Annotated in this window: 20 protein-coding genes; 10 read left to right on the plus strand and 10 right to left on the minus strand. The window is 69.8% G+C overall.

Annotation, left to right across the window (positions count from 1 at the left end):
• Positions 1–8: 8 nt before the first annotated feature.
• Entirely contained in the window at positions 9–1,253 is a 1,245-nt protein-coding gene (locus QRX60_RS16805) for an MFS transporter (RefSeq protein ID WP_286001706.1), read from the minus strand.
• 114 nt (positions 1,254–1,367) lie between these two features.
• Here QRX60_RS16805 and QRX60_RS16810 point away from each other — a divergent pair, with 114 nt between their 5' ends.
• The gene (locus QRX60_RS16810; RefSeq protein WP_286001707.1) at positions 1,368–2,090 is read left to right on the plus strand and encodes a GntR family transcriptional regulator; all 723 of its coding nucleotides are present in this window, start codon (positions 1,368–1,370) and stop codon (positions 2,088–2,090) included.
• On the opposite strand, the gene QRX60_RS16815 is transcribed toward QRX60_RS16810, so the two are convergent.
• From QRX60_RS16815 to QRX60_RS16840, 6 genes are all read right to left on the minus strand, one after another.
• Positions 2,091–2,750: a DNA alkylation repair protein gene (locus QRX60_RS16815; RefSeq protein ID WP_286001708.1), complete on the minus strand. Its 660-nt coding sequence runs from the start codon at positions 2,748–2,750 to the stop codon at positions 2,091–2,093. It lies immediately after the preceding gene.
• A gap of 251 nt (positions 2,751–3,001) precedes the next feature.
• Positions 3,002–4,360 carry a ricin-type beta-trefoil lectin domain protein gene (locus QRX60_RS16820; protein ID WP_286001709.1) on the minus strand — a complete coding sequence of 453 codons (1,359 nt, stop codon included), beginning with the start codon at positions 4,358–4,360 and terminating at the stop codon, positions 3,002–3,004.
• Positions 4,357–6,216 (minus strand): ricin-type beta-trefoil lectin domain protein, encoded by a 1,860-nt coding sequence (locus QRX60_RS16825; RefSeq protein WP_286001710.1) that lies wholly within the window; start codon positions 6,214–6,216, stop codon positions 4,357–4,359. Before QRX60_RS16825 ends, QRX60_RS16820 begins: the two co-directional genes overlap by 4 nt.
• Positions 6,213–7,280, minus strand: a complete 1,068-nt coding sequence (locus QRX60_RS16830; protein WP_286001711.1) for a ricin-type beta-trefoil lectin domain protein — start codon at positions 7,278–7,280, stop codon at positions 6,213–6,215. The genes QRX60_RS16825 and QRX60_RS16830 overlap by 4 nt, the downstream gene beginning before the upstream one ends.
• A gap of 77 nt (positions 7,281–7,357) precedes the next feature.
• A complete protein-coding gene (locus QRX60_RS16835; RefSeq protein ID WP_286001712.1) occupies positions 7,358–8,584 on the minus strand; it encodes an RICIN domain-containing protein in 1,227 nt (408 codons plus the stop codon).
• A 607-nt stretch (positions 8,585–9,191) separates the two neighbouring features.
• On the minus strand, positions 9,192–10,427 hold the full coding sequence (locus QRX60_RS16840; protein ID WP_286001713.1) for an ROK family transcriptional regulator: 1,236 nt from the start codon (positions 10,425–10,427) through the stop codon (positions 9,192–9,194).
• Positions 10,428–10,559: 132 nt separating this feature from the next.
• On the opposite strand from QRX60_RS16840, the gene QRX60_RS16845 reads away from it, so the two are divergent.
• From QRX60_RS16845 to QRX60_RS16880, 8 genes are all read left to right on the plus strand, one after another.
• Entirely contained in the window at positions 10,560–11,780 is a 1,221-nt protein-coding gene (locus QRX60_RS16845; RefSeq protein ID WP_286001714.1) for an ROK family transcriptional regulator, read from the plus strand.
• A gap of 206 nt (positions 11,781–11,986) precedes the next feature.
• Positions 11,987–13,657 carry an ABC transporter substrate-binding protein gene (locus QRX60_RS16850; protein WP_286001715.1) on the plus strand — a complete coding sequence of 557 codons (1,671 nt, stop codon included), beginning with the start codon at positions 11,987–11,989 and terminating at the stop codon, positions 13,655–13,657.
• An 18-nt stretch (positions 13,658–13,675) separates the two neighbouring features.
• Entirely contained in the window at positions 13,676–14,818 is a 1,143-nt protein-coding gene (locus tag QRX60_RS16855) for an ABC transporter ATP-binding protein (RefSeq protein WP_286001716.1), read from the plus strand.
• Positions 14,815–15,795, plus strand: coding sequence for an ABC transporter permease (locus QRX60_RS16860; RefSeq protein ID WP_286001717.1), 981 nt, complete (start codon positions 14,815–14,817; stop codon positions 15,793–15,795). Before QRX60_RS16855 ends, QRX60_RS16860 begins: the two co-directional genes overlap by 4 nt.
• Before the next feature lies 1 nt (position 15,796).
• On the plus strand, positions 15,797–16,789 hold the full coding sequence (locus QRX60_RS16865; RefSeq protein WP_286001718.1) for an ABC transporter permease: 993 nt from the start codon (positions 15,797–15,799) through the stop codon (positions 16,787–16,789).
• Positions 16,786–17,781, plus strand: coding sequence for an ABC transporter ATP-binding protein (locus QRX60_RS16870; RefSeq protein WP_286001719.1), 996 nt, complete (start codon positions 16,786–16,788; stop codon positions 17,779–17,781). The genes QRX60_RS16865 and QRX60_RS16870 overlap by 4 nt, the downstream gene beginning before the upstream one ends.
• Positions 17,782–17,822: 41 nt before the next feature.
• Positions 17,823–19,226: a GH1 family beta-glucosidase gene (locus QRX60_RS16875; RefSeq protein WP_286001720.1), complete on the plus strand. Its 1,404-nt coding sequence runs from the start codon at positions 17,823–17,825 to the stop codon at positions 19,224–19,226.
• 192 nt (positions 19,227–19,418) lie between these two features.
• On the plus strand, positions 19,419–20,138 hold the full coding sequence (locus QRX60_RS16880; RefSeq protein ID WP_286001721.1) for a DUF2306 domain-containing protein: 720 nt from the start codon (positions 19,419–19,421) through the stop codon (positions 20,136–20,138).
• On the opposite strand, the gene QRX60_RS16885 is transcribed toward QRX60_RS16880, so the two are convergent.
• A complete protein-coding gene (locus QRX60_RS16885; protein ID WP_286001722.1) occupies positions 20,083–21,249 on the minus strand; it encodes an acyl-CoA dehydrogenase family protein in 1,167 nt (388 codons plus the stop codon). The genes QRX60_RS16880 and QRX60_RS16885 overlap by 56 nt on opposite strands.
• Positions 21,246–23,588: a bifunctional salicylyl-CoA 5-hydroxylase/oxidoreductase gene (locus QRX60_RS16890; protein ID WP_286001723.1), complete on the minus strand. Its 2,343-nt coding sequence runs from the start codon at positions 23,586–23,588 to the stop codon at positions 21,246–21,248. Before QRX60_RS16890 ends, QRX60_RS16885 begins: the two co-directional genes overlap by 4 nt.
• A gap of 67 nt (positions 23,589–23,655) precedes the next feature.
• Between QRX60_RS16890 and QRX60_RS16895 the strand changes: the two genes are divergently transcribed.
• Complete coding sequence (locus QRX60_RS16895; RefSeq protein ID WP_286001724.1) at positions 23,656–24,054, plus strand: RidA family protein; 399 nt, start codon at positions 23,656–23,658, stop codon at positions 24,052–24,054.
• Between the two features lie 50 nt (positions 24,055–24,104).
• Here the strand turns inward: QRX60_RS16895 and QRX60_RS16900 are convergent, their stop codons facing one another.
• Positions 24,105–24,959, minus strand: coding sequence for a PaaX family transcriptional regulator (locus QRX60_RS16900; protein WP_286001725.1), 855 nt, complete (start codon positions 24,957–24,959; stop codon positions 24,105–24,107).
• Positions 24,960–25,004 lie beyond the last annotated feature (45 nt).

Here is a 25,004-nt window from a genome sequence, read left to right on the forward strand (position 1 = left end):
GTTCCCCCTCAGTCGACGAGTTCGATACCCCGGGTCTCGGGAAGGCCGAGCAGCGCGAGCACGGCGATGCCGTAGCCGAGCGCGCCGAACACGATCGCGCCGCCGGCACCGAGGAAGCCCACGATGGTCGGGAAGATGGCGCCCACCGCACGGCCGAAGTTGTACGTGAAGCCCTGTCCCGTCCCGCGCAGCGACGTCGGGTACAGCTCCGCGAGGTACGCGCCGAAGCCGCTGAAGATGGCGGACATCGAGAAGCCGAGCGGGAAGCCCAGCACCAGCACGAGCCCGTTGGCGCCCTTGGGGATCTGCGTGTACGCGACGATCAGCGCGGCCGAGAGCAGCGCGAACGTCAGGAAGGTCTTCTTGCGCCCCATCAGGTCCGTGAGGTAGCCGCCGCAGACGTAGCCGACGAAGGCGCCGGTGATGAGGAACGCGAGGTACCCGCCGGTGCCGATCACGGTCAGCTCACGCGTCTTCTTCAGGTAGGACGGCAGCCACGTCGAGATCGTGTAGTACCCGCCCTGGACGCCGGTGGCGAGCAGCGCGGCGAAGAACGTCGTGCGCAGGAGGTCGGTCTTGAAGATCCGGACGAGCGTGCCCTTCGGGCGTTCGGCCTTCAGGCGTTCTTCGGCGCGCGGGGCGTCCTTGACGCTCTTGCGCACCCACAGCACGAGCAGCGCGGGGATGACACCGGTCCAGAACATGATGCGCCAGGCCACGTCGTCACTCGCGACGCTGAACACGACGGTGTAGACGATCACCGACAGGCCCCAGCCGACCGCCCACGCGCTCTGCACGAACGCCACGGTCCGGCCGCGGTAGCGGGCCGAGGAGTACTCGGCGACCAGCGCGGCACCGGCCGCCCACTCACCGCCGAAGCCCAGGCCCTGCAGGGCGCGGAAGACCAGCAGCGTCTCGAAGTTGGGCGCGAAGCCGCAGAGCACCGTGAAGATCGTGTACATCGCGATGGTGATCTGGAGCGTGCGGACGCGGCCGATCCGGTCGGCCAGCATGCCGGCCCCGACCCCGCCGATGGCCGACACGACCAGCGTCGTCGTGCCGAGCAGGCCGGCTTCGCCGCTCGAAATGCCGAAGTACGCGGTGATCGCGGCCAGGCCGAGCGGCAGGGTCTGGTAGTCGAACGAATCCAGGCCATAGCCGCCGAACGCGCCCACGAAGGCGCGCCGCCCGCGTTTTCCGAGCGTGCGGAACCAGTCGAACGGCCGGGCCTCGGTAGCAGTTGTCGCAGTCATGGGCACCTCCTGGCCAGTGTCTCATCGTGGCGTGCCTCACACAGTAGGGATTGTTGAACAATTCCACAAGATGCCAATTGGATCGTCCTCAGTGTGCTGGGTACCATCGGTGTCGTGGTCATCGAAGACAGCGACGTCCCGGGCCTGGAGGCCGACCGCGGCCTGGTCAGCCGCAAGAGCACGGCCGAGCGGGTGGCCGGCGTCCTGCGCAAGCGCATCGCGGAAGGCTTCTTCCTGCCCGGCGGCCGGCTGTCCGAGCAGGACATCGGCAACGCGCTCGGCGTCTCGCGCAACACGCTCCGCGAGGCGTTCCGGCTGCTCACGCACGAACGGCTGCTCGCCCACGAGCTCAACCGCGGGGTCTTCGTCCGGATCCCGAGCGTCGAGGACGTCGTCGACATCTACCGCGTCCGCAAGATCATCGAGTGCGCGGCGGTCCGCGGGGTGACGGCGAAGCCAGCGTCCTTCGCGCGGATCAAGGAGAAGGTCGACATCGGTGACGAGGCCGCCCGCACCGGCAACTGGAAGGACCTCGGCACCGCGAACGTGTGGTTCCACCAGGAGCTGGCCGCGCTGTCCGGCAGCGAGCGCGTCAACGAGCTGGTCGGGCGGCTGACCGCCGAGCTGCGGCTGGTGTTCCACATCATGGCCGAGCCGCGCCGCTTCCACGAGCGCTACCTGCCGCGCAACCACGAGATCCTGGACCGCATCGAGGCCGGCGACGGGCCGGGCGCGGAGCAGCTGCTGATGAAGTACCTCGAGGACGCCGAGGACCAGCTGGTCAGCGCGTACGCCGACCGCGCCGAGGCGGCCCGGGCGGCCGTCGCAGCGGAGTAGCTACTTCCGGCGGCGCACCATCTCGGCGATCCAGACCGGCGCGAACGGCGACGTGCAGTTCGGCGGCGTCGGGTAGTCCTTGAGGACTTCCAGGCGTTCGCCGATTTCGACGGCCCGGGCGCGGTGGCCGGCGTGCTCGATCCCGATCTGGGCCAGGCAGTGGTTCATCGCCCACTGCAGGCGGTCCGGCGCGTCCTTCATCTCCTTCTCGATGACGTCGAGCAGGCCGTCGAGGTCCTCGGGGTGCTTCGCCACGCGTTCGGTGGTCAGCGCCCAGCCGGCGCTCGCGACCACGGGGTCCGGGTCGGCGAACCAGCTCCGGCGCAGCTCTTCGGCGTGCGGGCTCTTCTTCACGACGTAGTTGACGAGCCAGTCGTGCACCTTGGGGGTGCGCGCGCTCCGCAGCATGGCGTCCAGCTCGTCGCGCTCGAACGCCTTCGGGCGGCAGATCAGCGTCGCGAGGAGCTTCGCCGCCGTGTCGTCGGTGGCCCACAGCCCGCGTGCGAGGTCCTGCTGCGTCTTCAGCCGTTTCGCGACCGCGCGCAGCTTGCTCAGGTTCACGCCGTGGTCGTCGCCGTGGTTCTCGTTCACGGCGCGGACCTTCGGGTCTTCGAGCGCGGCCAGCTCGGCCAGCACGTCGTCCACTGTCGATTCGGGCACGGCGGTCAGTCTACGGCTGCCCGTTCGGGCACCCCGGCATTTTGACGGTCCCCAATCCGCCCTCGGCTCGCTAGCCTGCGAAGGCGGTTTCGCCGCCGGAGACCCCCAGCGGCAGGCGAAACCCACCCGCTGCCGGGCCGGGGCCTCCCCAGTGTCACGGTCCGGCAGCCCAGACCCGTAAAAGCCGTGAATGGCACATTGAGGGACTTAGAGTCCCTCAATGTGCCATTCACGGACTTTCGGGGGCGGGGTCAGCCGGCGTAGCGGGCGAAGATCCTCGTGAAGTCCCACGCCTGCTGGGAAACGCCCGAACACGTGTCGTCGTTCGGGTAGGCGCCCGGGCAGGGCCGGTCGCGGTTGGCCGACCAGAACGTCAACCGGGCCAGGTGGTGCTGGTTCGCGTAGGCCAGGATCGTGGTGAAGTCGTTCAGGGTGACCGTCTCGCTGTTGTCGGTGATGCCGTTCATCGACGAGATGCCCATGTGCCGGTAGGCCGTGTCGTCGTCATAGCCGTAAGCCGACTTGACGACGTTCTTGAGGCCCTCGGCCGCGCGCTGCGTGAGCGTGCCCATGTTCTGGCCGGCGCCGCCGAAGTCGAACGGCATGATGACCCAGCCGTCGACCGTCAGCCCGGCCTGCGCCGCCCGGTTGACCAGGCTGTTGTCCGGCCCCGACTGGCCGGTGCCGAAGGTGACGTACAGCTTGATGCCCGGGTTGTTCGCCCGGACCGTCTTCAGCGCGTCGACCGTGCGCTGCTGCACCGTCGGGTTGCTGTAGGCGTCGGCCTCGATGTCGATGTCGATCGCCTTGAGGCCGTAGGCGCTGATCACCTTCTGGTAGCCCGCGGCCAGCTCGCCCGCGCTGCCGCACGACGACTCCAGCTTGTTGCCGGAGTAGCCGCCGAACGACGGGATGACGTCGCCGCCGCCCGCGCGCACCGCGTTGATCGTGTTCTGGTCGACGCCGCCGGTGAGCGCCCGGCCGCCGTCCCACTGCGGGTTGCAGTAGCCGTTGGACAGGATGAACGCCAGCGTGAACCACTTGACGCCGGTGGCGTTCTGGATCGTCTGCGGGCTCGGCGGGTTGCCCCAGCCGTTGTAGAGGTACGGCGCGACGGCCATGACGCCCGGCCCGGGCGGCGGGGTCGTGCCGCCGGACGGGAGCGTCCACTGCTGGTTGGCCGTGCTCGCGCACGTCCAGATCTGCAGCCGGGTGCCGTTCGCACTCGAGTTGCCGGTGGCGTCGAGACACTTGCCCGACCCGGTGTTGACCAGGTTCTTCGCCGCGTTGGCCGTCCACTTCTGGGCGTTCGAGCCGTTGCAGTCCCAGAGCTGGATCGTGGTGCCGTTCGCCGTGCCCGCGCTGGTGACGTCGAGGCACTTGCCCAGCGCCTGCAGGGAACCGTCGGACCCGACTGTCCACTGCTGGGCGTTGGAGCCGTTGCAGTCGTAGAGCTGGATCGCCGTGCCGTTCGCGGTGCTCGCGGCGTTGACGTCGACGCACTTGCCGCCTAGGCCGGTGATCGGCCCGGTCGCCGCCTGCGCGGTGCCCGGGGCGAGCACCACCGCCGACGCGGCGATCAGGGCACCGAATGCTGCTCGTTTCTTCATGCGGGCACGTTCCACTTCTGGTTGGCGGCGCCGGTGCACGTCCAGATCTGCAGCCGGGTGCCGTTCGCGCTCGAGTTGCCGGTGGCGTCGGCGCACTTGTTCGAGCCAGCGCCGACGAGGTCCTTCGCCGCGGTGGCCGCCCATCTCTGGTTCGCCGTCCCGCCGCAGTCCCAGAGCTGCAGCTGCGCACCGTCCGCTGTGGACTGCCCGGTGACGTCGAGGCACTTGCCCAGCGCGCGGATCGTGCCGTCGGTGCCGACTGTCCACTGCTGGGCGTTGGAGCCGTTGCAGTCGTAGAGCTGGACCGCGGTGCCGTTGGCGCTGTTCGCGCCGGCGACGTCGATGCACTTGCCGCCGAGCCCCGTGATCGGGCCGGTCTTGCCGGTGCCGCCGCCGTTGCCCTGGTTGCCGGCCCAGGTGAACGTCGCCGATGTGTGGCCGGGCAGGGTGTAGGTGAACGAGGAGGTGCCCCAGTTCACGCGCACGCTCTGGTTGCCCGTGCTGGAGTTGTACGCGATGAGCGCCTTCGAGCCGTCCGGGTTCTTCCAGGCGACGTTGCGCACGGTCGAGTTGTCGTTCGAGTCGATCCGGTACGCGCCCGGCTTCACGAACTTCGTCAGGTGGCCCATCGTGTAGTACTCGACGGTGTAGTCGACCTGCCCGCTGCGCGAGTCTCCGTTGTGGACGGTGATCAGGCCGGTGCAGGTGCCGCAGCCGCCGTTGTGCGGGCCCATGTTCTGGTCGACGGCGAGGCTCCACTTGGTGACGCTCTTCGACCAGTTGCGCGTGTAGTCGACGATGTTGTTCATGTCCTCGGCCTGCTGGTTCGAGATCCAGGTGCCGCCGGAGTGCTCGGTCGAGTAGGCGTTGACGTTCGGGTACTGGTTGTGCGTCGTCGTCTGCTGCGCGATGTCGCCGCCGTAGCCGTGCCAGGCCACACCCCCGAAGTTCGGGTGGGTGCGGATCGCCGCGTCGTCCAGGGTGGGCGCGCCGTAGGACGCGTAGGTGTCCCAGTTCCAGTCGAGCGCGAGGACCTTCGTGGACAGTCCGGCACCCTGCAGCGCCGGCAGCAGGTTGTTCTTCGCGAAGTACGCCAGCCCGGCGCCGTTCCAGTTGGTCGACGGGTAGCTCGAGCAGCACGTCGGCTCGTTCTGCATCGAGACGTAGTCGATCGGCACGCCCGCGGCCTGGTAAGCCTGGAGGTACTTGACGAAGTACTGCGCGTAGGCCGGGTAGTACTGTGATTCGACCCAGCCCAGCAGGTAGCTGTCGTTGTCCTTCATCCACGGCGGCGCGCTCCACGGCGACGCCATCACCTTGGCCTGGGGGTTGAGCTGCTTGGCCTGCTTGGTCAGCGGCAGCACGTCGGCCTGGTCGTGCGCGATCGAGAAGTGCGTCAGGTTCGGGTCGGTCTGCCCGGCCGGCATGTCGTCGAAGGTGTAGCTGTAGCGGGCCAGGTCGGACGCGCCGAGCGGGTTGCGGATGAAGCTCAGCCCGATCCCGCTGTTCGGGTCGAACAGCTTGCGCATCGTGTCGTCGCGGGTGGCCTGGCTCAGGGCGCCGCTGGAGTTCATCAGCCACGCCGCGGTGTCCGTGAAGGACGCTCCGCCGCCTTCGAACTGCTGGTAGGTGGTGCCTTCGTTGACATTGATCGTCACGCCGCCGGTGCCGGTGCCGGAGGTGAACGTGACCGGGGTCTGCTGCTGGAGGCCGCGGGTGACCGTCCGGCCGCCGGAGTCGCTGGTGGTGGTGAGCCAGACGTTGACCGTCTCGCCCGCGGCCTGCGCGGGCGCGGCGAAGGTGGCGGCGGCGACCGCGGTCACGCCGAGCAGGGAGAGAAGAGAGCGTTTTCTCATGGGAGCGTCCACTTCTGGTTCGCGCCGGTCCCGCAGGTCCAGATCTGGAGCCGGGTCCCGTTGGCGGAGCTGGCGCCGGTCGCGTCCAGGCACTTGCCGGAGCCGGCGTTCACGAGGTTCTGCGATCCGTTCGCGGACCACTTCTGCGCGGCGCTGCCGTTGCAGTCCCACAGCTGGATCGGCGTGCCGTTGGCCGTGCCCGCGCTGGTGACGTCGAGGCACTTGCCGAGCGCGCGGACCGTGCCGTCGGTGCCGACCGTCCACTGCTGGGCGCTGGACCCGTTGCAGTCGTAGAGCTGGACGGCCGTGCCGTTGGCGTTGTTCGCGCCGGCGACGTCGACGCACTTGCCGCCGATGCCGGTGATCCGCCCCGCGTTTCCGGCGGGCGGCGTGGTGGTGCCGCCGGCGAACTGCGTGGCGACCTGCTCGCCGAGGCTGGTGGCGTTGGCGTGGTTCTCGATCGGGTCGACGTGCGTGTTCGGGAACACGATGTAGGTCACCGGGCCCTCGGTGCCGCCGTTGGACGGGTCGGGGTTGATGCCGAGGTTGACCGCGGTCGCGTAGGACGCCTCACCGATGATGCTCGTCGGGCCGGTGTCGCCGACCACGGCGTAGGTGACCTGGTTGTTGTAGATCACCGCCACGACGGAACCGCCGTCGATGCCGTGGTTGCGGTAGTCCCAAGTGGACGTCGGCTGCGGCAGGACGATGTACGGCAGTTGTGCCGCGTTGAGCGGCTGGTCGGTCGAGGTGTGGAAGGCGGTGTCGGGGTAGAAGCAGCAGTCGGTCTGCTCGTTGCACTGGGTCGTCCGGACACCGTCGCAGTCGATGTCCATGTCGGCCGTGAAGAACACCGCGCCGTTGGCCTGGCAGACGGGCACGGTGGCCGCGCCGCCTTCGTCGAAGGAATATCTGCCGTTCGAGATCTGCTGGCAGTTCTGCGTCTTCGCGAGCAGCTGGCTCGCGGACGGACCTGCCTCGACGGCGGCTTGGGCGGAGCCGGTGGTGAGGAAGGAAAGCGCTAACAGGGCACACCCCATTAGCGCGACGAGAAATCGTCGCACTGGAATTCTCCTTGTGGGGGAAGGAAATAGTGCCGGGTAGGCGGGCCGGGCGGGGCCCGCCTACCCGAGGTGGTGGATCAGGGAGTGGTCCACTTCTGGTTGGCGCCGCCGCCGCAGGTCCAGATCTGCAGCCGGGTGCCGTTCGCACTGGAATTGCCGGTGGCGTCGAGGCACTTGTTCGCGTTGGGGTTCACGATGTCCTTCGCCCCGGTCACGACCCATTGCTGGGCGCCGGTTCCGTTGCAGTCGTAGAGCTGCACCGGTGTCCCGTCGGCGGTGCCGGCGGCGTTGACGTCCATGCACTTGCCGAGGGCGCGGATCGTGCCGTCGGTGCCGATGGTCCAGTTCTGCGCCGCGTTGTTGTTGCAGTCGGTGATCTGGATGGGCGTGCCGTTGGCGGTGTTCGCGCCGGCGACGTCGACGCACTTGCCGCCGATGCCGGTGATCCGCCCGGTGCGCCCGCTCGGGGTGCCGCCGCCGGTGTCGTTGGTGACGTGGACGTAGTCGACGACCAGCTGCTGCGGGAACTGCGTGCTGCTGTTGGGGTCGCCGGGCCAGTACCCGCCGACGGCGAGGTTGAGGATGATGAAGAAGTTGTGGTCGTAGACCCAGCGGTTGCCGTTCAGGTCGGCCGGCGTGCGGGTCTGGTAGAGGTTCCCGTCGACGTACCACTTGATCTGGTTGGGCGACCAGTCGACGGCGTAGGTGTGGAAGTCGTCGGAGAAGTTCGGGCCGTTGTAGGCCGCGCCGATGCCGCCGGAACCGGAGTAGCCGGGGCCGTGGATGGTGCCGTGCACGGTGTTCGGCTCGAACCCGACGTTCTCCATGACGTCGATTTCGCCGTCGGTCGGCCAGTTGCCGCCGCCGAGCATCCAGAACGCCGGCCACATGCCCTGCCCGCGCGGGAGCTTCATGCGCGTCTCGAAGTGACCGTAGGCCTGGCTGAACTTGCCGGCGGTGTTCATCCGCGCGGAGGTGTACTCGCAGCGGCCGTACCAGCAGTTGTAGTTGCCGGGGTTTTCCTTCTTGGCGGTGATGACCAGGTGGCCCTGGCCGTCGAGCTGGGCGTTGTTGGTGCCGGAGGTGTAGTACTGCCGCTCGTGGTTGTTGACGTTGTCGCCGGTTTCGAGCTGCCACTTCGACCCGTCGACGGCAGCGCCCGCAGGGCCGTTGAAGTCGTCGGTGAAGGTGGCGGCGGCCATCGCGGGGGACGGCGCCAGGACCTGCTGGCCGAGCAGCAGCAGGGAGCAGGCGGCCAGGAGCGCCGCTGTTCTCTTTCTGGTTTTGCGGAACGAGGTGGACATCTTTGTCGCCTCTCTCACCGGGGGGACCGGCGTTCCGCGCGCAGCACGGAACGCGGGAGGGGGAGGTGGCCTCGCATGCCGGGGCGGCGGCAGGCGCGACCGTTGCGCCGACGCTCGCGGTCCGGGCGGGGTGGATGCCAGCGGCGGCGGGTCTTCGGTGCTTTGTTGTGCTTGGCAACAAAGTATGCATGGTCCAGACAAGCCGGGCAACCGTCGGCCGGTCATTTTTTTTCAACCCGAATTAAGGGTGGGTGGGTGACGGGTGGAGCTGCTGGAGTGCTGGTCGAGCCGGTTCCCGCTCAGTGGGGCACGGGCTCTCTCCACAGGCTTGGCGAGTTGTGGACAGGTGGGGTGCCTGGTGCGGGCTTTGCCCGGGTTTTGTCGGGCGGCACCGATACGCTGGAGCGGGGATGGACCCCCTGGGAGGGCGGGCTCTGCTCGGGGCCGTGGGGGCGAAGCGAGGGGCACGTCATGGCCGACGGCAAGCCGGCACCGCCGGCCGGGATGCCGGCTGGCCGACGGCAAGCGGCACCGCCGCCTGGGACGCCGGCCGCTTCCGTGTCTGGCGTGGTGCTCCGCTACGCCTGGTTCGAGGGACGCAAATGGCTCACGCTGCGTCGGAGTCCGGGGCGCCCGGCTTCGCGATCCTCGAAGTCGCTCCCTGGTCGAGCAGATCCGCCACCGGCAGGGTCGCCGCTCCCGTCGCCACCGCGTCCAGGCCCAGTGACCCCAGCTGGATCGACGTCTGGCTGAACGGGTGCCGCAACGCGTGCTCGCCCGCCGCTTCGCGGATGCGGGGCAGCAGCTGCTCGCCCAGCGCCAGCCCGGCCCAGCCGCCGATCACGATGCGCTCCGGGTTGAACAGGTTGATCAGGTTCGCGATCCCCGCGCCGAGGTACCCCGCCGTCTCGTCGAGCACGCGGGCCGCCGTCTTGGACTTCGGGGCCGCCTCCAGCAGCGCCGCGAACTGGGCCTGCTCGTCCTCGCCCGGGACGTCCTTGCCGCGCACCCGGCGGTACCGGGCCAGCACCCCGCCCGCCCCGATGTACGCCTCCAGGCACCCGCGCGCGCCGCAGCGGCAGTCCTGCCCGCCGTAGGCGATCGTGGTGTGGCCCCACTCGCCCGCGCTGCTGGTCGAACCCCGGTACGTCGTTCCGTCCGTCACCACCGCCGCCCCCACGCCCGAGCCGATCAGCGCGATCACCGCGTGCTTCGCCCCGCGGCCCGCGCCGAACCACATCTCCGCCTGGCCCTGCGTCTTCGCGCCGTTGTCGACGAACAGGGGAAGCGTCACGCCGGCGTCGTGCAGCAGCGAAACGAGCGGCACCGCGTCCCAGCCGACCGTCGGCGCGTGCACCAGCACCCGCGAACCCTGCTCGACCGTGCCCGGCACGCCGATGCCGACGCCCAGCACCGCCGAGTCGTCGATGCCCGCGCTCGCGAACACCTCCCGCAGCCCGGACGTCACCTGCTCGACCGCCGTCGCCGGGTCCGGGGCCTTCGGCAGGGGGTGCTCGACCGTCGCGAGGCGGTTCATCGCCAGGTCGAACAGCTCGACCTTGACGCCCGTTTCCCCGATGTCGACGCCTGCGACGTGCCCGTACGCCGGGTCGACGCGCAGCAGCACGCGCGGCCGGCCGCCGTCGGACTCGACCTGTCCCGCCTCCGTGATGAGCCGTTCTTCGCCCAGTTCGGCGGTCACGTTGCTGACCGTGGCCGCGCTCAGTCCGGTGAGCTGGCTGAGTTCGTGCCGCGACAGCGGGCCGTCGAAGTACAGTTTCGACAGCAGGAGGGAACGGTTGTGCCTCCGCAGGTCACGGACGGTGGTGCGCTTGCTCGCCATGGGCAACCCATCTGAACTCTTACCGGCTCACGGACAGAATGCCTGATCACCGCAAGTTGTGGCTATGTATTAAGTAGTGAACTAAGTCCCGAACCCATGGTCGCACGGCCGGTCTCTGGCACAATCCCGGACGTGACCCAGGTGGTGCGCCAAACGACCAGAGACCTCCGGCGGCACAATCGCGCGGCGCTCCTCTCCTCCCTCTACCTCCGCGGCCCCGTCAGCAGACTGGAACTGGTAGCTGAATCGGGTTTGTCGGCCGCCACCGTTACCAACGTCGTCTCCGAGCTCATCGCCGACGGCGTCGTCGCGGAGGCCGGGTCGGTCGAATCCGACGGGGGACGGCCCCGGACACTGCTGGCCGTGCGGCCGGACTTCGGGCACGTCGTGGGCGTCGACGTCGGCGAGACGCACGTCGAGGTCGGCCTGTTCGACTGCGCGCTCGGGACGCTCGGGACGGTGCGTCACCCGCTCGTCGGTACCCGGCTGGATCCGGACGAAGTGGCCGGTTTGGTGCGAACAGGCATCGCGGAAGTGCTCGAAGGCGGCGAACCGGACGCGGTGTTCGGCGTCGGCATCGGCGTGCCCGGCGCGGTCCGCGACGGCGGGATCGTGCACGCGCCCACCCTCGGCTGGCGCGGCGTGGCCTTCGCCGACCTGATCCGCCCCCACGTCGACGCGCTGTTCACGCTCGGCGCCGAGCGCGGCCCCATGCCGGTCCACCTGGACAACCGCGCCCGCACCCTCGGCCAGGCCGAAACCTGGCGCGGCGCCGGCCGGGGCGCCGAACGCGCCATCGTCGCCCTGCTGGGCGTCGGGGTCGGGGCCGCCGTCGCGACGGCCGGGCGCTCGCACCCGGACATCACGACCAGCGAGTGGGGCCACACCGTCGTCAAGGCGGGCGGGGCCGCCTGCCGGTGCGGCTCGCACGGTTGCCTGGAGGCCTACGTCGGCACCGAGGCGGTCGTCCGCCACTACGCCGACCTCGTCGGCAAAGAACCGGTCATCGGGGACGAAAGCGATGCCGAACTGGTGCACATCGTCGCCGAGGCGGCCGTCGAGGGCCCGGCCGCCGACGTGCTCGCCGAGGCCGCCGAATACCTCGGGATCGGCATCGCGAACCTGATCAACCTGCTCAGCCCGGACCGGGTGGTGCTGTCCGGCTCCGCGGGGGCGATCATGGGACCGGCGATCCTGCCCGCCGTGCGCGACGCGGTGAGCCGGCACGCGCTCGACTACCTGGCCGAGCGCACCGAGGTCGTCCTCGGCAGGCTCGGGCCCGAGGCGGTCGCACTCGGCGCGGCCACCCTGCCCATCGCGCAGCTGCTCGCGACGGGTGGCCGGACCGGCTGAAACCCTTGCGTCGCAAGGAGTAGTGCCCTCAACAGGTCCAGACCGCCAGTTCTTTTATTACTTAAACTTAGGCACAAAACGTTACCCGCGTGTTATTGACGTGACCCGAGTCACCCGGGTTGACTTCGGGGCGTCGTTCGGTCGCCGGCGGTCGGGGCTCGCTACCAGTCGACAGCAAGCAAGTCGTCGATGACCAGGAGGAACCGATGCGAGTCAAGCGCTCCATCGTCGCAGCGCTCGTGGCAGTAATGGCCGTCGGAGGCCTGACCGCGTGCGGGGGAGGCAGCTCCGACGCCGGTCAGAGCAACCCGAACGCGGTGCTCAACGTCGGCAAGCCCGACGGCCCGCAGTCGGAGAACAACAACCCGTTCCTCGAGACGTCCGCCCTGTCGAACATGGGGTACCGGTGGATGATCTACGAGCCCCTGGTCATGCTCAACCGCGTCAAGCCGCAGGAGCCCGGCAAGCCGTGGCTGGCGACGAAGTGGGACTGGTCGGACAACTACAAGAAGCTCGTCCTGACCGTCCGTGACGGCGTCAAGTTCTCCGACAACCAGCCGATGACCGCCGAGGACGTCGCCTACACGTTCCAGCTGCTGCGCGACAACAAGGCGCTGAACATCGACGCCGTGCCGTACAAGGACATCACCGCGGCCGGCAACCAGGTGACGCTGGGCTTCGACAGCTCCCAGTTCGTCAACCAGGTCAAGATCCTGCAGACGCTCGTCGTGCCGAAGCACGCGTGGCAGGGCATCAAGGACCCGGCGCTCGACACGGTGAAGAACCCGATCGGCACCGGGCCGTACACGCTCAAGTCGGCCACGCCGCAGACGATGATCGTCGTCCGGCGCGACAGCGGCTACTGGCAGGAAGCGCCGAAGGTCAAGGAGATCCGCTACACCTCCTACACCGACAACAACGCGCAGGTCGCCGCGCTGGTCAGCGGGGCGTCGGAGTGGAGCTTCGTCTTCATCCCGAACTACAAGGCCGTCTACACGAACAAGGACCCGCAGCACTACAAGCTGTGGTTCCCGGCGCAGCTGGCCGTCCACGGCCTGTGGTTCAACACCGAGAAGGCCCCGTGGAACGACGCGAAGCTGCGTCAGGCGGTCAGCAAGGTGATCAACCGCGACGACATCTTCAACCAGGGTGAGGCCGGCTACTTCTACCCGAAGAACGACCAGATCACCGGCATCCCGACGCCGGCGGGCGACCCGTTCATCGCGCCGCAGTACAAGGGCCAGACGGTCAAGGTCGACGTGCCGGGCGCCAAGGCGCTGCTGACGGGAGCCGGTTACAAGTTCACCGGCGACAAGCTGGCGGACCCGAGCGGCAAGCCGGTCACGATCAAGCTGACCGTCCCGTCGGGCTGGTCGGACTACATCACCGACCTGGAGATCATCAAGGACAACCTGGCGCAGATCGGCATCACCGCCACGGTCGAGAAGATGAACCAGGACGCGTGGATCAAGTCGGTCGACACCGGTGACTTCGAAGGCCTGATGCACTGGACCAACGACGGTGCGACGCCGTACGACATGTACCGCGACGTCATGGACGGCAACCGCTACAAGCCGACCGGTCAGGGTGGCATCAACGGCAACTACGGCCGCTACAAGAACGACGAGGCGACCAAGGCGCTCGAGACCTACGCCAACGCCGAGGACGACGCCGCCCGCACCGCCGCCATGGCGACGCTGCAGAAGATCATGATCGACCAGCAGCCGATGATCCCGACCTCGGCGGCCAACTCCGGCGGCGAGTACAGCACGAAGAACTGGGTGGGCTGGCCGGACGACGCCAACCCGTACGGCCCGGCGCAGCCCACGCTGCGCAACGCGCTCGACATCGTCCTGCACCTGAAGCCCGCGGCCTGATCCATGGCGGACTCAGTTGTGACGAAGGATCACGGGGACGGCCGCGGCGACGCGGCCGCCCCCGCCCCCTCCGGCCCCGTCGCCGTCGGGCCGGAGGGGGACACGGCGGCGGTCACCTCCGGTGCGGGTGAGGTGGCCGGCGCCGTGGTCCTGGAGGCCGCGGGACTCACCAAGCACTTCCCGGTGCGGCGGAAGGGCCGGGCGGCACTGACCGGCCCGCGGCGCGCCGTCCAGGCCGTCGACGACGTGAGCCTGACGCTGCGGCGGGGCCGGGTCACTGCGCTGGTCGGCGAGTCCGGCTCGGGCAAGTCGACGGTCGCGCGCCTGCTCGCGGGGCTCTACCCGCGGACCGGCGGCGACATCCGGCTGCACGGCGAGACCGTGAACATCCACCGCGGCAAGGCGTTCCGCGCCTACGCCCGGCAGGTCCAGATGATCTTCCAGGACCCGTTCGCGTCGCTGAACCCCGTGCACACCGTGCGCTACCACCTGACGCGGGCGCTGAAGATCCACGGCCGGGCGGGCGACGACCTCGAGAAGGCGTTGCACGACCTGCTGTCCCGCGTGCAGATGACACCGCCGGAGCGGTACATCGACAAGTTCCCGCACGAGCTGTCCGGCGGGCAGCGCCAGCGCGTCGCGATCGCGCGGGCGCTGGGTGCCGACCCGGAGGCGCTGCTGGCCGACGAGCCGGTGTCCATGTTGGACGTCTCCATCCGGCTCGGTGTGCTGAACCTGCTGCGCGACCTGAAGGAACGCCTGCACCTGGCGATCCTGTACATCACGCACGACATCGCGTCGGCGCGCTACTTCGCCGACGAGACGATGGTGATGTACGCGGGCCGGATGGTCGAGGGCGGCGACAGCGAGACCATCACGCAGCGGCCGGCGCACCCCTACACGCGCCTGCTCATCGACTCCGCGCCCGACCCCGACCGGCTGGCCGGCGGGAGCGACGAGCTCGACCCCGGCGAGGTGCCCGCCGAGCGCGGGGCGGGCGAGCCGCCGAGCCTGATCGACCCGCCGTCCGGCTGCCGGTTCCACCCGCGCTGCCCGGTCGCGATGGAGCGGTGCAAGAGCGACCTGCCGCCGCGGTTCGAGGTCGACGACGCGCCCGGCCACTGGGCCGCGTGCTGGCTGTACGACGGAGCGGCCCGATGAGGTTCCTGCTGCAACGGCTGGCCTTCTACGTCTTCACCGCGTGGGCCGCCGTCACCATCAACTTCTTCATCCCGCGGATGATCCCGGGCGACCCGGTGCAGTCGCTGATCGCGAAGAACCAGGGCATGATCAGCGCGGACGCGATCCAGTCGCTGTACACCCTCTTCGGACTGGACAAGAACGAAAGCCTGATCTCCCAGTACTTCGACTACTGGGGCCAGCTCTTCCGCGGCGACCTCGGGATCTCGTTCACGTTCTTCCCGTCGCCGGTGTCGGAGCTGATCGGCGACAGCCTGCCGTGGACGATCATCCTGGTCGGCATCACCACGATCGTCGGCTTCGCGCTCGGCACCGGACTCGGGGTGGTGGCCGGCTGGAAGCGCGGCTCGTGGGTCGACGGCCTGCTGCCGGTGACGACGTTCCTCTCGTCGATCCCCTACTTCTGGCTCGGCCTGATCGCGCTCGCGCTGCTGGCCGGCCCGGGCAGCTTCTTCCCGTCGTCCGGCGGCTACGACCCGGGCGTGGTGCCCGGCTGGGACGGCGGGTTCATCGGCAGCGCGATCCAGCACAGCCTGCTGCCCGCGCTCACCATCCTGATCAGCTCGATGGGCAGCTGGATCCTGGGCATGCGCAACATGATGGTCACCGTCGCCTCGGAGGACTACGTCACCGTCGCGCACGCCAAGGGCCTGCCCGAGCGCCGGGTGATGGTCGGGTACGCCGCCCGCAACGCGCTGCTGCCCAGCGTGTCCGGCTTCGCGCTGGCACTCGGGTTCATCGTCGGCGGCACGCTGCTGGTGGAGATCGTCTTCTCCTACCCCGGCGTCGGCTACCAGCTGTTCCAGGCGGTCGGCTCCCAGGACTACCCGCTGATGCAGGGCATCTTCCTGATCATCACGCTGTCGGTGCTGGTGGCCAACCTGTTCGCCGACGTCGCCTACCTCGCACTCGACCCCCGCACCCGGAAGGAGGGCTGACATGGCCGTACCCGCGGCGGACGTCAAAGCCGCCCAAGCCCTCCCCGTCGACGCGATCGCCGGCCGGGCGAAGCGCCGCCGCTTCCGGTTCCTGACCGGCGGCAAGACCGGCACCGGCCTCGCCGTCATCGTCTTCTTCGTGGTCATCGCGATCATCGGGGACTGGATCGCGCCGTACGACCCGTCGGCGCGCAGCAACGACCTGATGGAGTCGCCGTCGGGCCGGCACTGGTTCGGCACCACCCACCTCGGCCAGGACATCTTCAGCCAGGTCGTGGTCGGCACGCGCAGCGTCATGCTCGTCGGGCTCACCGCCGGCGTGGTGGCGACGATCCTCGCCGTGATCGTCGGCGTGACGTCCGGCTACCTCGGTGGCACGCCCGGTGAAGGCCTCTCCGCACTGTCCAACGTGTTCTTGGTGATCCCGGCGCTGCCGCTGATCATCATCATCGGCAGCGCGGTGCCCACCGGCGGCGACTACCTGGTGGCGGTGATCATCGGGTTCACGTCGTGGGCGTGGGGCGCGCGCGTCCTGCGGGCGCAGACGCTTTCGCTGCGCGGCCGGGAATACGTCGAAGCGGCCCGGGCGACCGGCGAGTCGACGTGGCGGATCATCTTCTTCGAGATCCTGCCCAACCTGACCGCGGTGATCGCGTCCAGCTTCGTCGGCACGGTGATCTTCGCGGTGATGTCGGAGATCACGCTCGCGTTCGTCGGCGTCTCGGGACTGTCCAACTGGAACTGGGGGACGATCCTGTTCTGGGCGCAGAGCCAGCAGGCCCTCGCGCAGGGCGCGTGGTGGTGGTTCGTGCCGGCCGGGCTGGCGATCGCGATCCTCGGCACCGCGCTGTCCCTGCTCAACTTCGGCATCGACGAGTTCGTCAGCCCGCGGCTGCGCGGCAGCGGCAAGGCGCGCGTCAAGGGCGCCGACGGACGGACGCATCGCATGCGCGTGGGCTTCACGCCCGTGCTCGGGCGGGAGGAACAGTCATGATGGACCCGGTCCTGGAGATCAAGGGCCTGGACGTCGACTACGGCGTCGGCGACGAGGCCGTGCGCGCGGTCCGGGACGTGCACCTGACGCTGCACCGCGGCGAAGTCCTCGGCCTGGCCGGGGAAAGCGGCAGCGGCAAGTCCACTTTGGCCTACGGGCTGACGCGGCTGCTCGCGCCGCCGGGTGTGATCCGCGGCGGCCAGGTGCTCTACCACCCGGCCGACGGCGAGCCCTACGACGTGCTGAAGCTGACGGACAAGCAGCTGCGGGACTTCCGGTGGGCGGAGACGTCCATCGTGTTCCAAGGTGCGATGAACTCGCTGAACCCGGTGCACAAGGTCGTCACGCAGCTCGTCGACGTGATCAAGGCGCACGAGCCGCGGTCGACGAAGGCCGGCCGCTACGCCCGGGCGAAGGACCTGCTGAAGCTCGTCGGCATCTCGGCCGACCGGCTGGAGGCCTACCCGCACCAGCTCTCGGGCGGCATGCGCCAGCGCGTGATGATCGCGATGGCGCTGGCGCTCGAGCCGCGCGTGGTCATCATGGACGAGCCGACGACCGCGCTCGACGTCGTGATGCAGCGCCAGATCCTCGGCCAGCTGGTGGAACTGCGCGAGCGGCTGGGCTTCTCGGTCCTGTTCATCACGCACGACCTTTCGCTGCTGGTCGAGTTCTCGGACCGGATCGCGATCATGTACGGCGGCCGGATCGTCGAGCAGGCGCCGGCGGCCGAGCTCTACCGGGACGCGCTGCACCCGTACAGCCACGGCCTGCTGAACTCGTTCCCCGCCCTGCGGGGGCCGCGCCGCGAGCTGTCCGGGATCCCGGGATCGCCGCCGGACACGCGCGGGATGCCGGCCGGCTGCGCGTTCCACCCGCGGTGCCCCAAGGCGTTCGAGCCGTGCGACTCGAAGGTGCCCGAGCTGGGCCTGCCCGGCGGCGACCCGACGCGGGAAGTGGCCTGTTTCCTGCACCCTGTCGCCTCTCACTGAACGCCGCCCGTCCTGTCCGGTACACCTGGAGGAGACCCGCCTTGACCGAGACCACAGCCGCGACCGCCGAACAGCAGGCGCTGATCGACACGCTGCCGCCGGACTTCCGCTGGGGCGTGGCGACCGCCGCGTACCAGATCGAAGGCGCGGTCGCGGAAGACGGGCGTACTCCGTCCATTTGGGACACCTTCTGCCAGGTCCCGTGGGCGATCGACAACAACGACACCGGCGAAGTGGCGTGCGACCACTACCACCGGATGCCGGCGGACATCGAGCTGGTGAGCGAGCTCGGCGCGGACACCTACCGGTTTTCCGTGGCGTGGCCCCGGGTCCAGCCGCGCGGGCGCGGCGGGGTCAACGAGGCGGGCATCGGGTTCTACGACCGGCTGGTCGACGAGACGCTCGGTCGCGGGATCACGCCGTGGCTGACGCTGTACCACTGGGACCTGCCGCAGGAGCTGGAGGACGCGGGCGGCTGGCCGGCGCGCGACACGGCGTACCGGTTCGCCGACTACGCGATGCTGGTGTTCGACCGGCTCAAGGACCGGGTGCGCCACTGGACGACGCTGAACGAGCCGTGGTGCTCGGCGATGCACGGGTACGTCCACGGCGTGATGGCGCCGGGCCGCCGTGACTACGCGGCGGGCCTGCACGCGGTGCACCACCTGCTGCTGGGCCACGGGCTCGCGACGCAGCGGATGCGCCAATCAGCACAGCGCCCCACGGAGTTCGGGATCACGCTCAACATGTGCACGGCCGACCCGGCGACGGACTCCGAAGAGGACGTCCGCGCGGCGCGGCAGGCCGACGGCCTCGGTGTCCGGATCTACCTCGACCCGCTGGTGCGCGGAGAGTACCCGGCCGACGTGGTCGAGGACCTGGCCGCGCGCGGCGTGCGTCTCCCGGTCCAGGACGGCGACCTCGACGTGATCTCGACGCCGCTGGACTTCCTGGGCGTGAACTACTACTTCGGCCAGCAGTTCTCGGGCGTGGACGAGACCGGCCGCGCGGTCGACGACGACGGCGTGCCGGCGTCCCGGACGGTCCCGTTCGGCGAGCCGACGACGGCGATGGGCTGGGAGATCCTGCCGGACAAGTTCACCGAGCTGCTGACCCGGCTGGGCCGCGACTACCCGGGCCTGCCGATGTACATCACGGAGAACGGCTCGGCGTTCGACGACGACCCGGACTCGTCCGGGTTCGTCCGCGACGAGCAGCGCACGGCGTACCTGGCTTCGCACATCGCGGCCGTGGCGGCGGCGCGCAACGCGGGAGCCGACGTGCGCGGGTACTTCGCCTGGTCCCTTTTGGACAACTTCGAGTGGGCGTACGGGTACGCGAAGCGGTTCGGCCTGATTCGGGTGGACTACGAGACGCAGGCCCGCACGATCAAGCAGAGCGGCTACTTCTACCGCGACACGGTCCGCCGGGTCCGCGGCAGCTGACCCAAAGCCGTGAATGTCGCATCGAGGGACTCTAAGTCCTTCAATGCGACATTCACGGCTTGCGGCTGGGTCACCCGAGTGGGGGTGGGGTACGCCCCACCCCCGTGTCGGTGGTGCGCACCATGGTTCGGGCCGCCGCGCAACCCCTAACGTCGGACGGGAAAGTTCCCGAGACGACGGACAGGGGGAATCATGGCGGTCCGGACAGCGGCCCAGCCCATCCCGAGCACGACGACGAAGGCCACGAAGGCCTGGTGGCGGCGGCCGTGGATCGGTCCGTTGGCCCTGCTCGTGCTCGCTTTCCTCTCCTTCTCGTTGCCGCCGTACCTGGCGTTCGACCCGGCGCAGTCGCGGGTGCCGGCGCCCGAGGGGTTCCCCGCGCACTACTGGTTCCTCGTCGGGCACGTCATCTTCGGCTCGGTCGCGATGATCGGCGCCGTCCTGCAGATCTGGCCGTGGCTGCGCCGGACGCACCCGGTGGTCCACCGCTACGCCGGCCGCGCGTACGTCTTCGCCGGGGTGCTGCCCTCCGGGCTGATGGCCCTGACCATCGGTTCGCAGAGCCCGTTCGGCCCGGTGACGCGGGTCAGCGACGTGCTCGCCGCGGTCCTGTGGATCGGGTGCACCATCGCCGGCTGGCGGGCGGTGCGCGAGCGCCGCTTCGGCGACCACCGCAAGTGGATGATCCGCAGCGTGACGCTGACCTTCTCGATCATCGTCAACCGGGTGATCGCGCCGATCGCGATGATCGTGCTGGAACCGCAGATCCCGACCACCTTCGGCGGCAGCGAGCTCGCCTACAGCCAGAGCGTCGGGGCCATCTCCGCCTGGGGCGGGCTGGCGTTCGCGCTGATCGTCAGCCAGCTGATCCTGGAGCGCCGGCCCGCGAAGAAGCCAGCCATCGCGCGATGATCGTCCGCTGGATCTCCGACGCGCCTTCGTAGATGCGCGGGGCCCGGACTTCGCGGTAGAGGTGTTCGAGCAGGTGCCCGCGTCGCAGGGCGCGGGCACCGTGGAGCTGGACCGCGGAGTCGACGACGAACTGGGCCGCCTCGGTCGCGAACAGCTTCGCCATCGCCGCGCGGCCGCCGAGGTTCGGCTCGCCCGCGTCGTATGCTCCCGCGGCCGCGTAGACCAGGAGCCGGGCGGCTTCCGTGCGGGTCGCCATCTCCGCCAGTGCGTGCCCGACCGCCTGCTGCTTGATCAGCGGACCACCGAAGGCATCCCGCACCCCGGTGTAGTCCACAGTGGCGTCGAGCGCCGCCTGGGCCATCCCGACGGCGAACGCGCCGACGCTCGGGCGGAACAGGTCGAGCGTCCGCATCGCCACCGCGAACCCGCGGTTCTCCTCGCCGAGCAGCTCCTCGCGCCGGACCTCGACGCCGTCGAAGGTGACCGTGCCGATCGGGTGCGGGCTCACCAGGTCCAGGTGCTCGCCGCCCAGTCCCGGCCGGTCGGCGGGGACGACGAACGCGCTGACCCCGCGTGCGCCTGCCCCGGGCGTGGTCCGCGCGAACACCGTGTAGAAGTCGGCTTCCGGCGCGTTCGAGATCCACATCTTCTCGCCCGTCAGGCGCCAGCCGTCGCCGTCGGGCTCCGCGGCCAGCGACAACGCCGCGGCGTCCGAGCCGGCGTCCGGCTCGGTCAGCGCGAACGCCGCCACCGCGTCCCCGGCCGCCACCGCGGGCAGCCATTTCGCGACCTGATCGTCCTGGCCGGACTGGAGGATCGGGTAGCTTCCCAGGCCCTGCAACGCCAGCGCCGTCTCGGCCTCGGTGTTCACCGTGGCGAGGTTCTCCCGCAGGATGCACAGGTCGGTCGCGGCCGCCTGGCGTGACGGCTTTCCTTCGGCGATGCCGGGGAAGAGCCGCGAGAGCAGCCCGAGCGCGCCCATCTCCTTGAGCAGCGGACGGTTCACCGCACCCTCCACACCGGACTCGGCGAGCGGGCGCAGCCGGTCCTCGGCCAGCCGCCGGACTTCCGCGGCGAAGGCCTGCTGGTCGGGGTCGAGGGCGAAGGTCATGACGAAGCTCCCGGTCGCCAGCGGGCATGGGCGGTGCCGGCCGGGCCCGACCGGACGAGGTCGAGCCGCGGCTCGGGGCCGTCGGTGCGGCCGGACTGCGGCTTGCGGCTGCCCGCGGCGAACGGCTTCGGCCACGGCATCGCGTACCCCTGCTCGGCCGCCGCGTGCAACGTCCACTGTGGATCGTAGAGGTGCGTGCGGCCCAGCGCGCAGAGATCCGCGCGGCCGGCCAGGATCAGCGAATTGACGTCGTCGTAAGAGGAAATCGCGCCGACCGCGATCACCGCGACGCCGTACTCCTCGCCGATCTCGTTGCGGATCCGGTCCGCGTACGGCGTCTGGTAGCTGCGGCCGTACTGGGGCTTCTCGTCGCAGACGACCTGGCCGGTCGAGACGTCGATGCCCGCGGCACCGTGGGAGGCGAACGCCCGCGCGATCTCGACCGAGTCGTCGGCGTCGATGCCGCCGTCCGCCCAGTCGGTCGCCGAGATCCGGACGGTCATCGGCCGCTCGGCGGGCCAGGCGGCGCGCACCGCGTCGAAGACTTCGAGCGGGAACCGGAGCCGGTTCTCCAGCGAGCCGCCGTAGTCGTCACTCCGCTGGTTGGTCAGCGGCGAGAGGAACGAGGACAGCAGATACCCGTGCGCGCAGTGCAGTTCGAGGACGTCGAACCCGGCGCGCGCGGCCGCGTGAGCGCAGGCGACGAACTCGTCGCGGATCGTGGCCATGTCCGAAGTGGACAATTCGCGCGGGACCTGGTTGCGGTCGGAGTACGGCAGTGCGGAAGGAGCGCAGACTTCCCAGTTGCCCGCCGGAAGTGGTTCGTCGATGCCCTCCCACATGAGCTTCGTCGAGCCCTTGCGCCCGGAGTGCCCCAGTTGGACGCCGATGCGCGCGGGGGACTGGGCGTGCACGAAGTCGACGATCCGCTTCCACGCCGCTTCCTGCTCCGCGGTGTACAGCCCGCCGCAGCCGGGGGTGATCCGGCCTTCGGGGGAGACGCAGACCATCTCGGTCATCACCAGCCCGGCGCCGCCGAGGGCCTTGCCGCCCAGGTGCACCAGGTGGAAGTCGCCGGGCACACCGTCGACCGCGGAGTACATGTCCATCGGGGACACCACGATCCGGTTGGCCAGCTCCAGCTCGCCGAGCTTGAACGGCTGGAACATCGGCGGCCGCGACGTCGTGCCGAGCGACCGTGCGAACCAGTGGTCCAGCTCGGTCGCGAACTCACGATCGCGCAGGCGGAGGTTGTCGTAGGTGACGCGGCGGCTGCGCGTGAGGATGTTGAACGCGAACTGCGGCGGCTCCTGGTGGGCGTACTGCGCGATGTTCTCGAACCACTCCAGGCTCGCCTGCGCGGCGCGCTGCGTCGACTGGACGACCGGCCGCCGTTCCAGTTCGTACGCCTTGAGCGCCTCGGCGACGCCGTCGTTTTCGTGCAGGCAGGCGGCCAGCGCGAGTGCGTCCTCCATCGCCAGCTTCGTGCCCGAGCCGATCGAGAAGTGCGCGGTGTGCGCGGCGTCGCCGAGGAGGACGACGTTGCCGTGCACCCACGTCTCGCAGCGGACGGTGCCGAACGAGACCCACTTCGAGTTGTTCGCCATGATCTTGTGCCCGCCGAGGACGTCGGCGCACAGCTCGCGGATCAACGCGATGGACTTCTCGTCGCTCTCGCCGGGCTTGAGCGAGGTCGTCGCGATCGGCCCGAACGTCCGCTGCCAGACGTCCTCCTGGACCTCGAGGATGAACGTGCTGCCGTCGCGGCCGTACGGGTAGCCGTGGATCTGCATGATCCCGGCCGGCGTCTCGAGGACGTAGAACTTGAAGGCGTCGAACACCAGGTCCGTGCCCAGCCAGATGTACCGGCACCGGCGGGTCTCGACGCTCGGCCGGAACGTCTCGGCGTAGCGGGCCCGCATCGCGGAGTTGACGCCGTCGGCGGCGATGACCAGGTCGTAGCCCGAGAGGTCCGCCGGCGCCTCTTCGCGGAAGTGGAGGCCGACGCCGAGCTCGGCGCAGCGGCTCTGGAGGATGCCGAGCAGGCGCTTGCGGCTCATCGCGGCGAAGCCGTGGCCGCCCGAGGTGGTGACCGTGCCGCGGTAGTGGACGTCGATGTCGTCCCAGCGGGCGAACTCGGCGCGCATGGCTTCGTGCACCGCCGCGTCGGCGTGTTCGATGCCGCCGAGCGTCTCGTCGGAGAACACGACGCCGAAGCCGAACGTGTCGTCCGGCGCGTTGCGCTCCCAGACGGTGATCTCGTGTCCGGGCCCGAGCTGTTTCGCCAGCGCGGCGAAGTACAGACCCGCCGGGCCGCCACCGATGACCGCGATACGCACGCCGTCCAGGGTATGTCGTCACCTCTACGACCGTCAATAACGCGAAAGATGGCGTACGGTGTCCCGCATGGAACGCATCAACCCGCCGGAGCTGGGCAAGCCGTCCGGGTTCTCGCACGCGGTGGTGGCCGAAGGCCGGGTCGTCTTCCTCGCCGGGCAGACGGCGCTGGACGCGTCGAACCAGATCGTCGGCGACGGCGTCGTCGAGCAGTTCGAGCGCGCGCTCGGCAACCTGCTGACGTCGCTGCGCGCGGCGGGCGGTTCCCCGGAAGACCTGTGCAGCGTGACGATCTACATCGTCGACATGGCGGACTACCGGACCCACGCGCGCGAGATCGGCGCGGTCTGGCGGCGGCTCGCGGGCACCGAGTACCCGGCGATGGCCGGCATCGGCGTCGACCGGCTCTGGGACGAAGAGGCCCTCGTCGAGGTGCAGGGCTTCGCCGTCGTCCCCGGTCGTGAGTGAGAAACAGTGTTCTAACCCTGTTTCTCACTCACGACCACTTGCGCCGGGTTTCAGCCGAAGCTGATCGACTTCGTGACGAACGCCCGGGCCGGGTCCTCCAGCTGCGCGTGCAGCTCGAAGAACAGGTCGGCCGCGCGGATCCCCGACCAGTCGTCGGGCAGGAACTCCGCGGGCAGGCCGGGGTCGAGGTAGGGCATCCGCCGCCAGCCGGTCAGCACGCGGACGTAGTCGGCGAAGGCCTCTTCGTCGGCCGTGGACTTGCGACGCTGCCAGCGGCGCAGCGCGGGACCGTGCTCGTCGAGGAACGTCGTGTAGAGCTCGTCGAGCCGGTCGAGGTCCCACCAGTCGCGGACCTTCGCCCGGACGTCGCCGAAGGCCAGGTGGTCGGCGCGGAACAGGTCGGCGTACCCGGCCAGGCCGAGCCGGGTCAGCGCCTCGGCGGTCGCGGCGTGCAGGTGGGCCGGGGCGATCCAGACGCCGGAGGCGGCGGTGCCGAAGCCCATCCGGGCGAGCTGGGTGCGCAGCAGGTGGCGCTTGTGCCGCTCGGTTTCCGGCACCGAAAACACCGCGAGGAGCCAGCCGTCGGCCGCGGTCGCGCGCCCGCGGCGGAAGATCCGCTCGTCGCCCTCGCGCAGGATCTCGCGCGCGTCGTCCGACAGCTCGTAGCCGGCCGTGGCACCGCGGCGCACCGCTTCGAGGATCCCGCGCCGCTTCAGCCGGGAGATCGAGGAGCGCACCGCGGGCTCGTCGACGCCGACGGCGGCCAGCAGGTCGATCAGCGAGGCGACCGAGAGCCAGCCGCCCTCGGTGCGCGAATAGAGGCCGTACACCGTCACGATGAGCTGGCGAGGCTGGGCCGCCCGGCCGGAGCCGTCCAGTTCGGTTGCCTCGGGTACGGCCGTCATCGGGCCACAATAACGAACGCTGGCCCACCAGGGGATACGCGTTTG

Origin of the sequence: Amycolatopsis mongoliensis (assembly GCF_030285665.1) — a bacterium.
Taxonomy (GTDB): domain Bacteria; phylum Actinomycetota; class Actinomycetes; order Mycobacteriales; family Pseudonocardiaceae; genus Amycolatopsis; species Amycolatopsis mongoliensis.

What these genes read in the sequence shown, in the direction of transcription:
- QRX60_RS16805 (WP_286001706.1), bottom strand. Translation starts at nt 1,253, where the DNA reads ATGACTGCGACAACTGCTACCGAGGCCCGGCCGTTCGACTGGTTCCGC.
- QRX60_RS16820 (WP_286001709.1), bottom strand. Translation starts at nt 4,360, where the DNA reads ATGAAGAAACGAGCAGCATTCGGTGCCCTGATCGCCGCGTCGGCGGTG.
- QRX60_RS16825 (WP_286001710.1), bottom strand. Translation starts at nt 6,216, where the DNA reads ATGAGAAAACGCTCTCTTCTCTCCCTGCTCGGCGTGACCGCGGTCGCC.
- QRX60_RS16835 (WP_286001712.1), bottom strand. Translation starts at nt 8,584, where the DNA reads ATGTCCACCTCGTTCCGCAAAACCAGAAAGAGAACAGCGGCGCTCCTG.
- QRX60_RS16840 (WP_286001713.1), bottom strand. Translation starts at nt 10,427, where the DNA reads ATGGCGAGCAAGCGCACCACCGTCCGTGACCTGCGGAGGCACAACCGT.
- QRX60_RS16850 (WP_286001715.1), top strand. Translation starts at nt 11,987, where the DNA reads ATGCGAGTCAAGCGCTCCATCGTCGCAGCGCTCGTGGCAGTAATGGCC.
- QRX60_RS16860 (WP_286001717.1), top strand. Translation starts at nt 14,815, where the DNA reads ATGAGGTTCCTGCTGCAACGGCTGGCCTTCTACGTCTTCACCGCGTGG.
- QRX60_RS16865 (WP_286001718.1), top strand. Translation starts at nt 15,797, where the DNA reads ATGGCCGTACCCGCGGCGGACGTCAAAGCCGCCCAAGCCCTCCCCGTC.
- QRX60_RS16870 (WP_286001719.1), top strand. Translation starts at nt 16,786, where the DNA reads ATGATGGACCCGGTCCTGGAGATCAAGGGCCTGGACGTCGACTACGGC.
- QRX60_RS16880 (WP_286001721.1), top strand. Translation starts at nt 19,419, where the DNA reads ATGGCGGTCCGGACAGCGGCCCAGCCCATCCCGAGCACGACGACGAAG.
- QRX60_RS16885 (WP_286001722.1), bottom strand. Translation starts at nt 21,249, where the DNA reads ATGACCTTCGCCCTCGACCCCGACCAGCAGGCCTTCGCCGCGGAAGTC.
- QRX60_RS16895 (WP_286001724.1), top strand. Translation starts at nt 23,656, where the DNA reads ATGGAACGCATCAACCCGCCGGAGCTGGGCAAGCCGTCCGGGTTCTCG.
- QRX60_RS16900 (WP_286001725.1), bottom strand. Translation starts at nt 24,959, where the DNA reads ATGACGGCCGTACCCGAGGCAACCGAACTGGACGGCTCCGGCCGGGCG.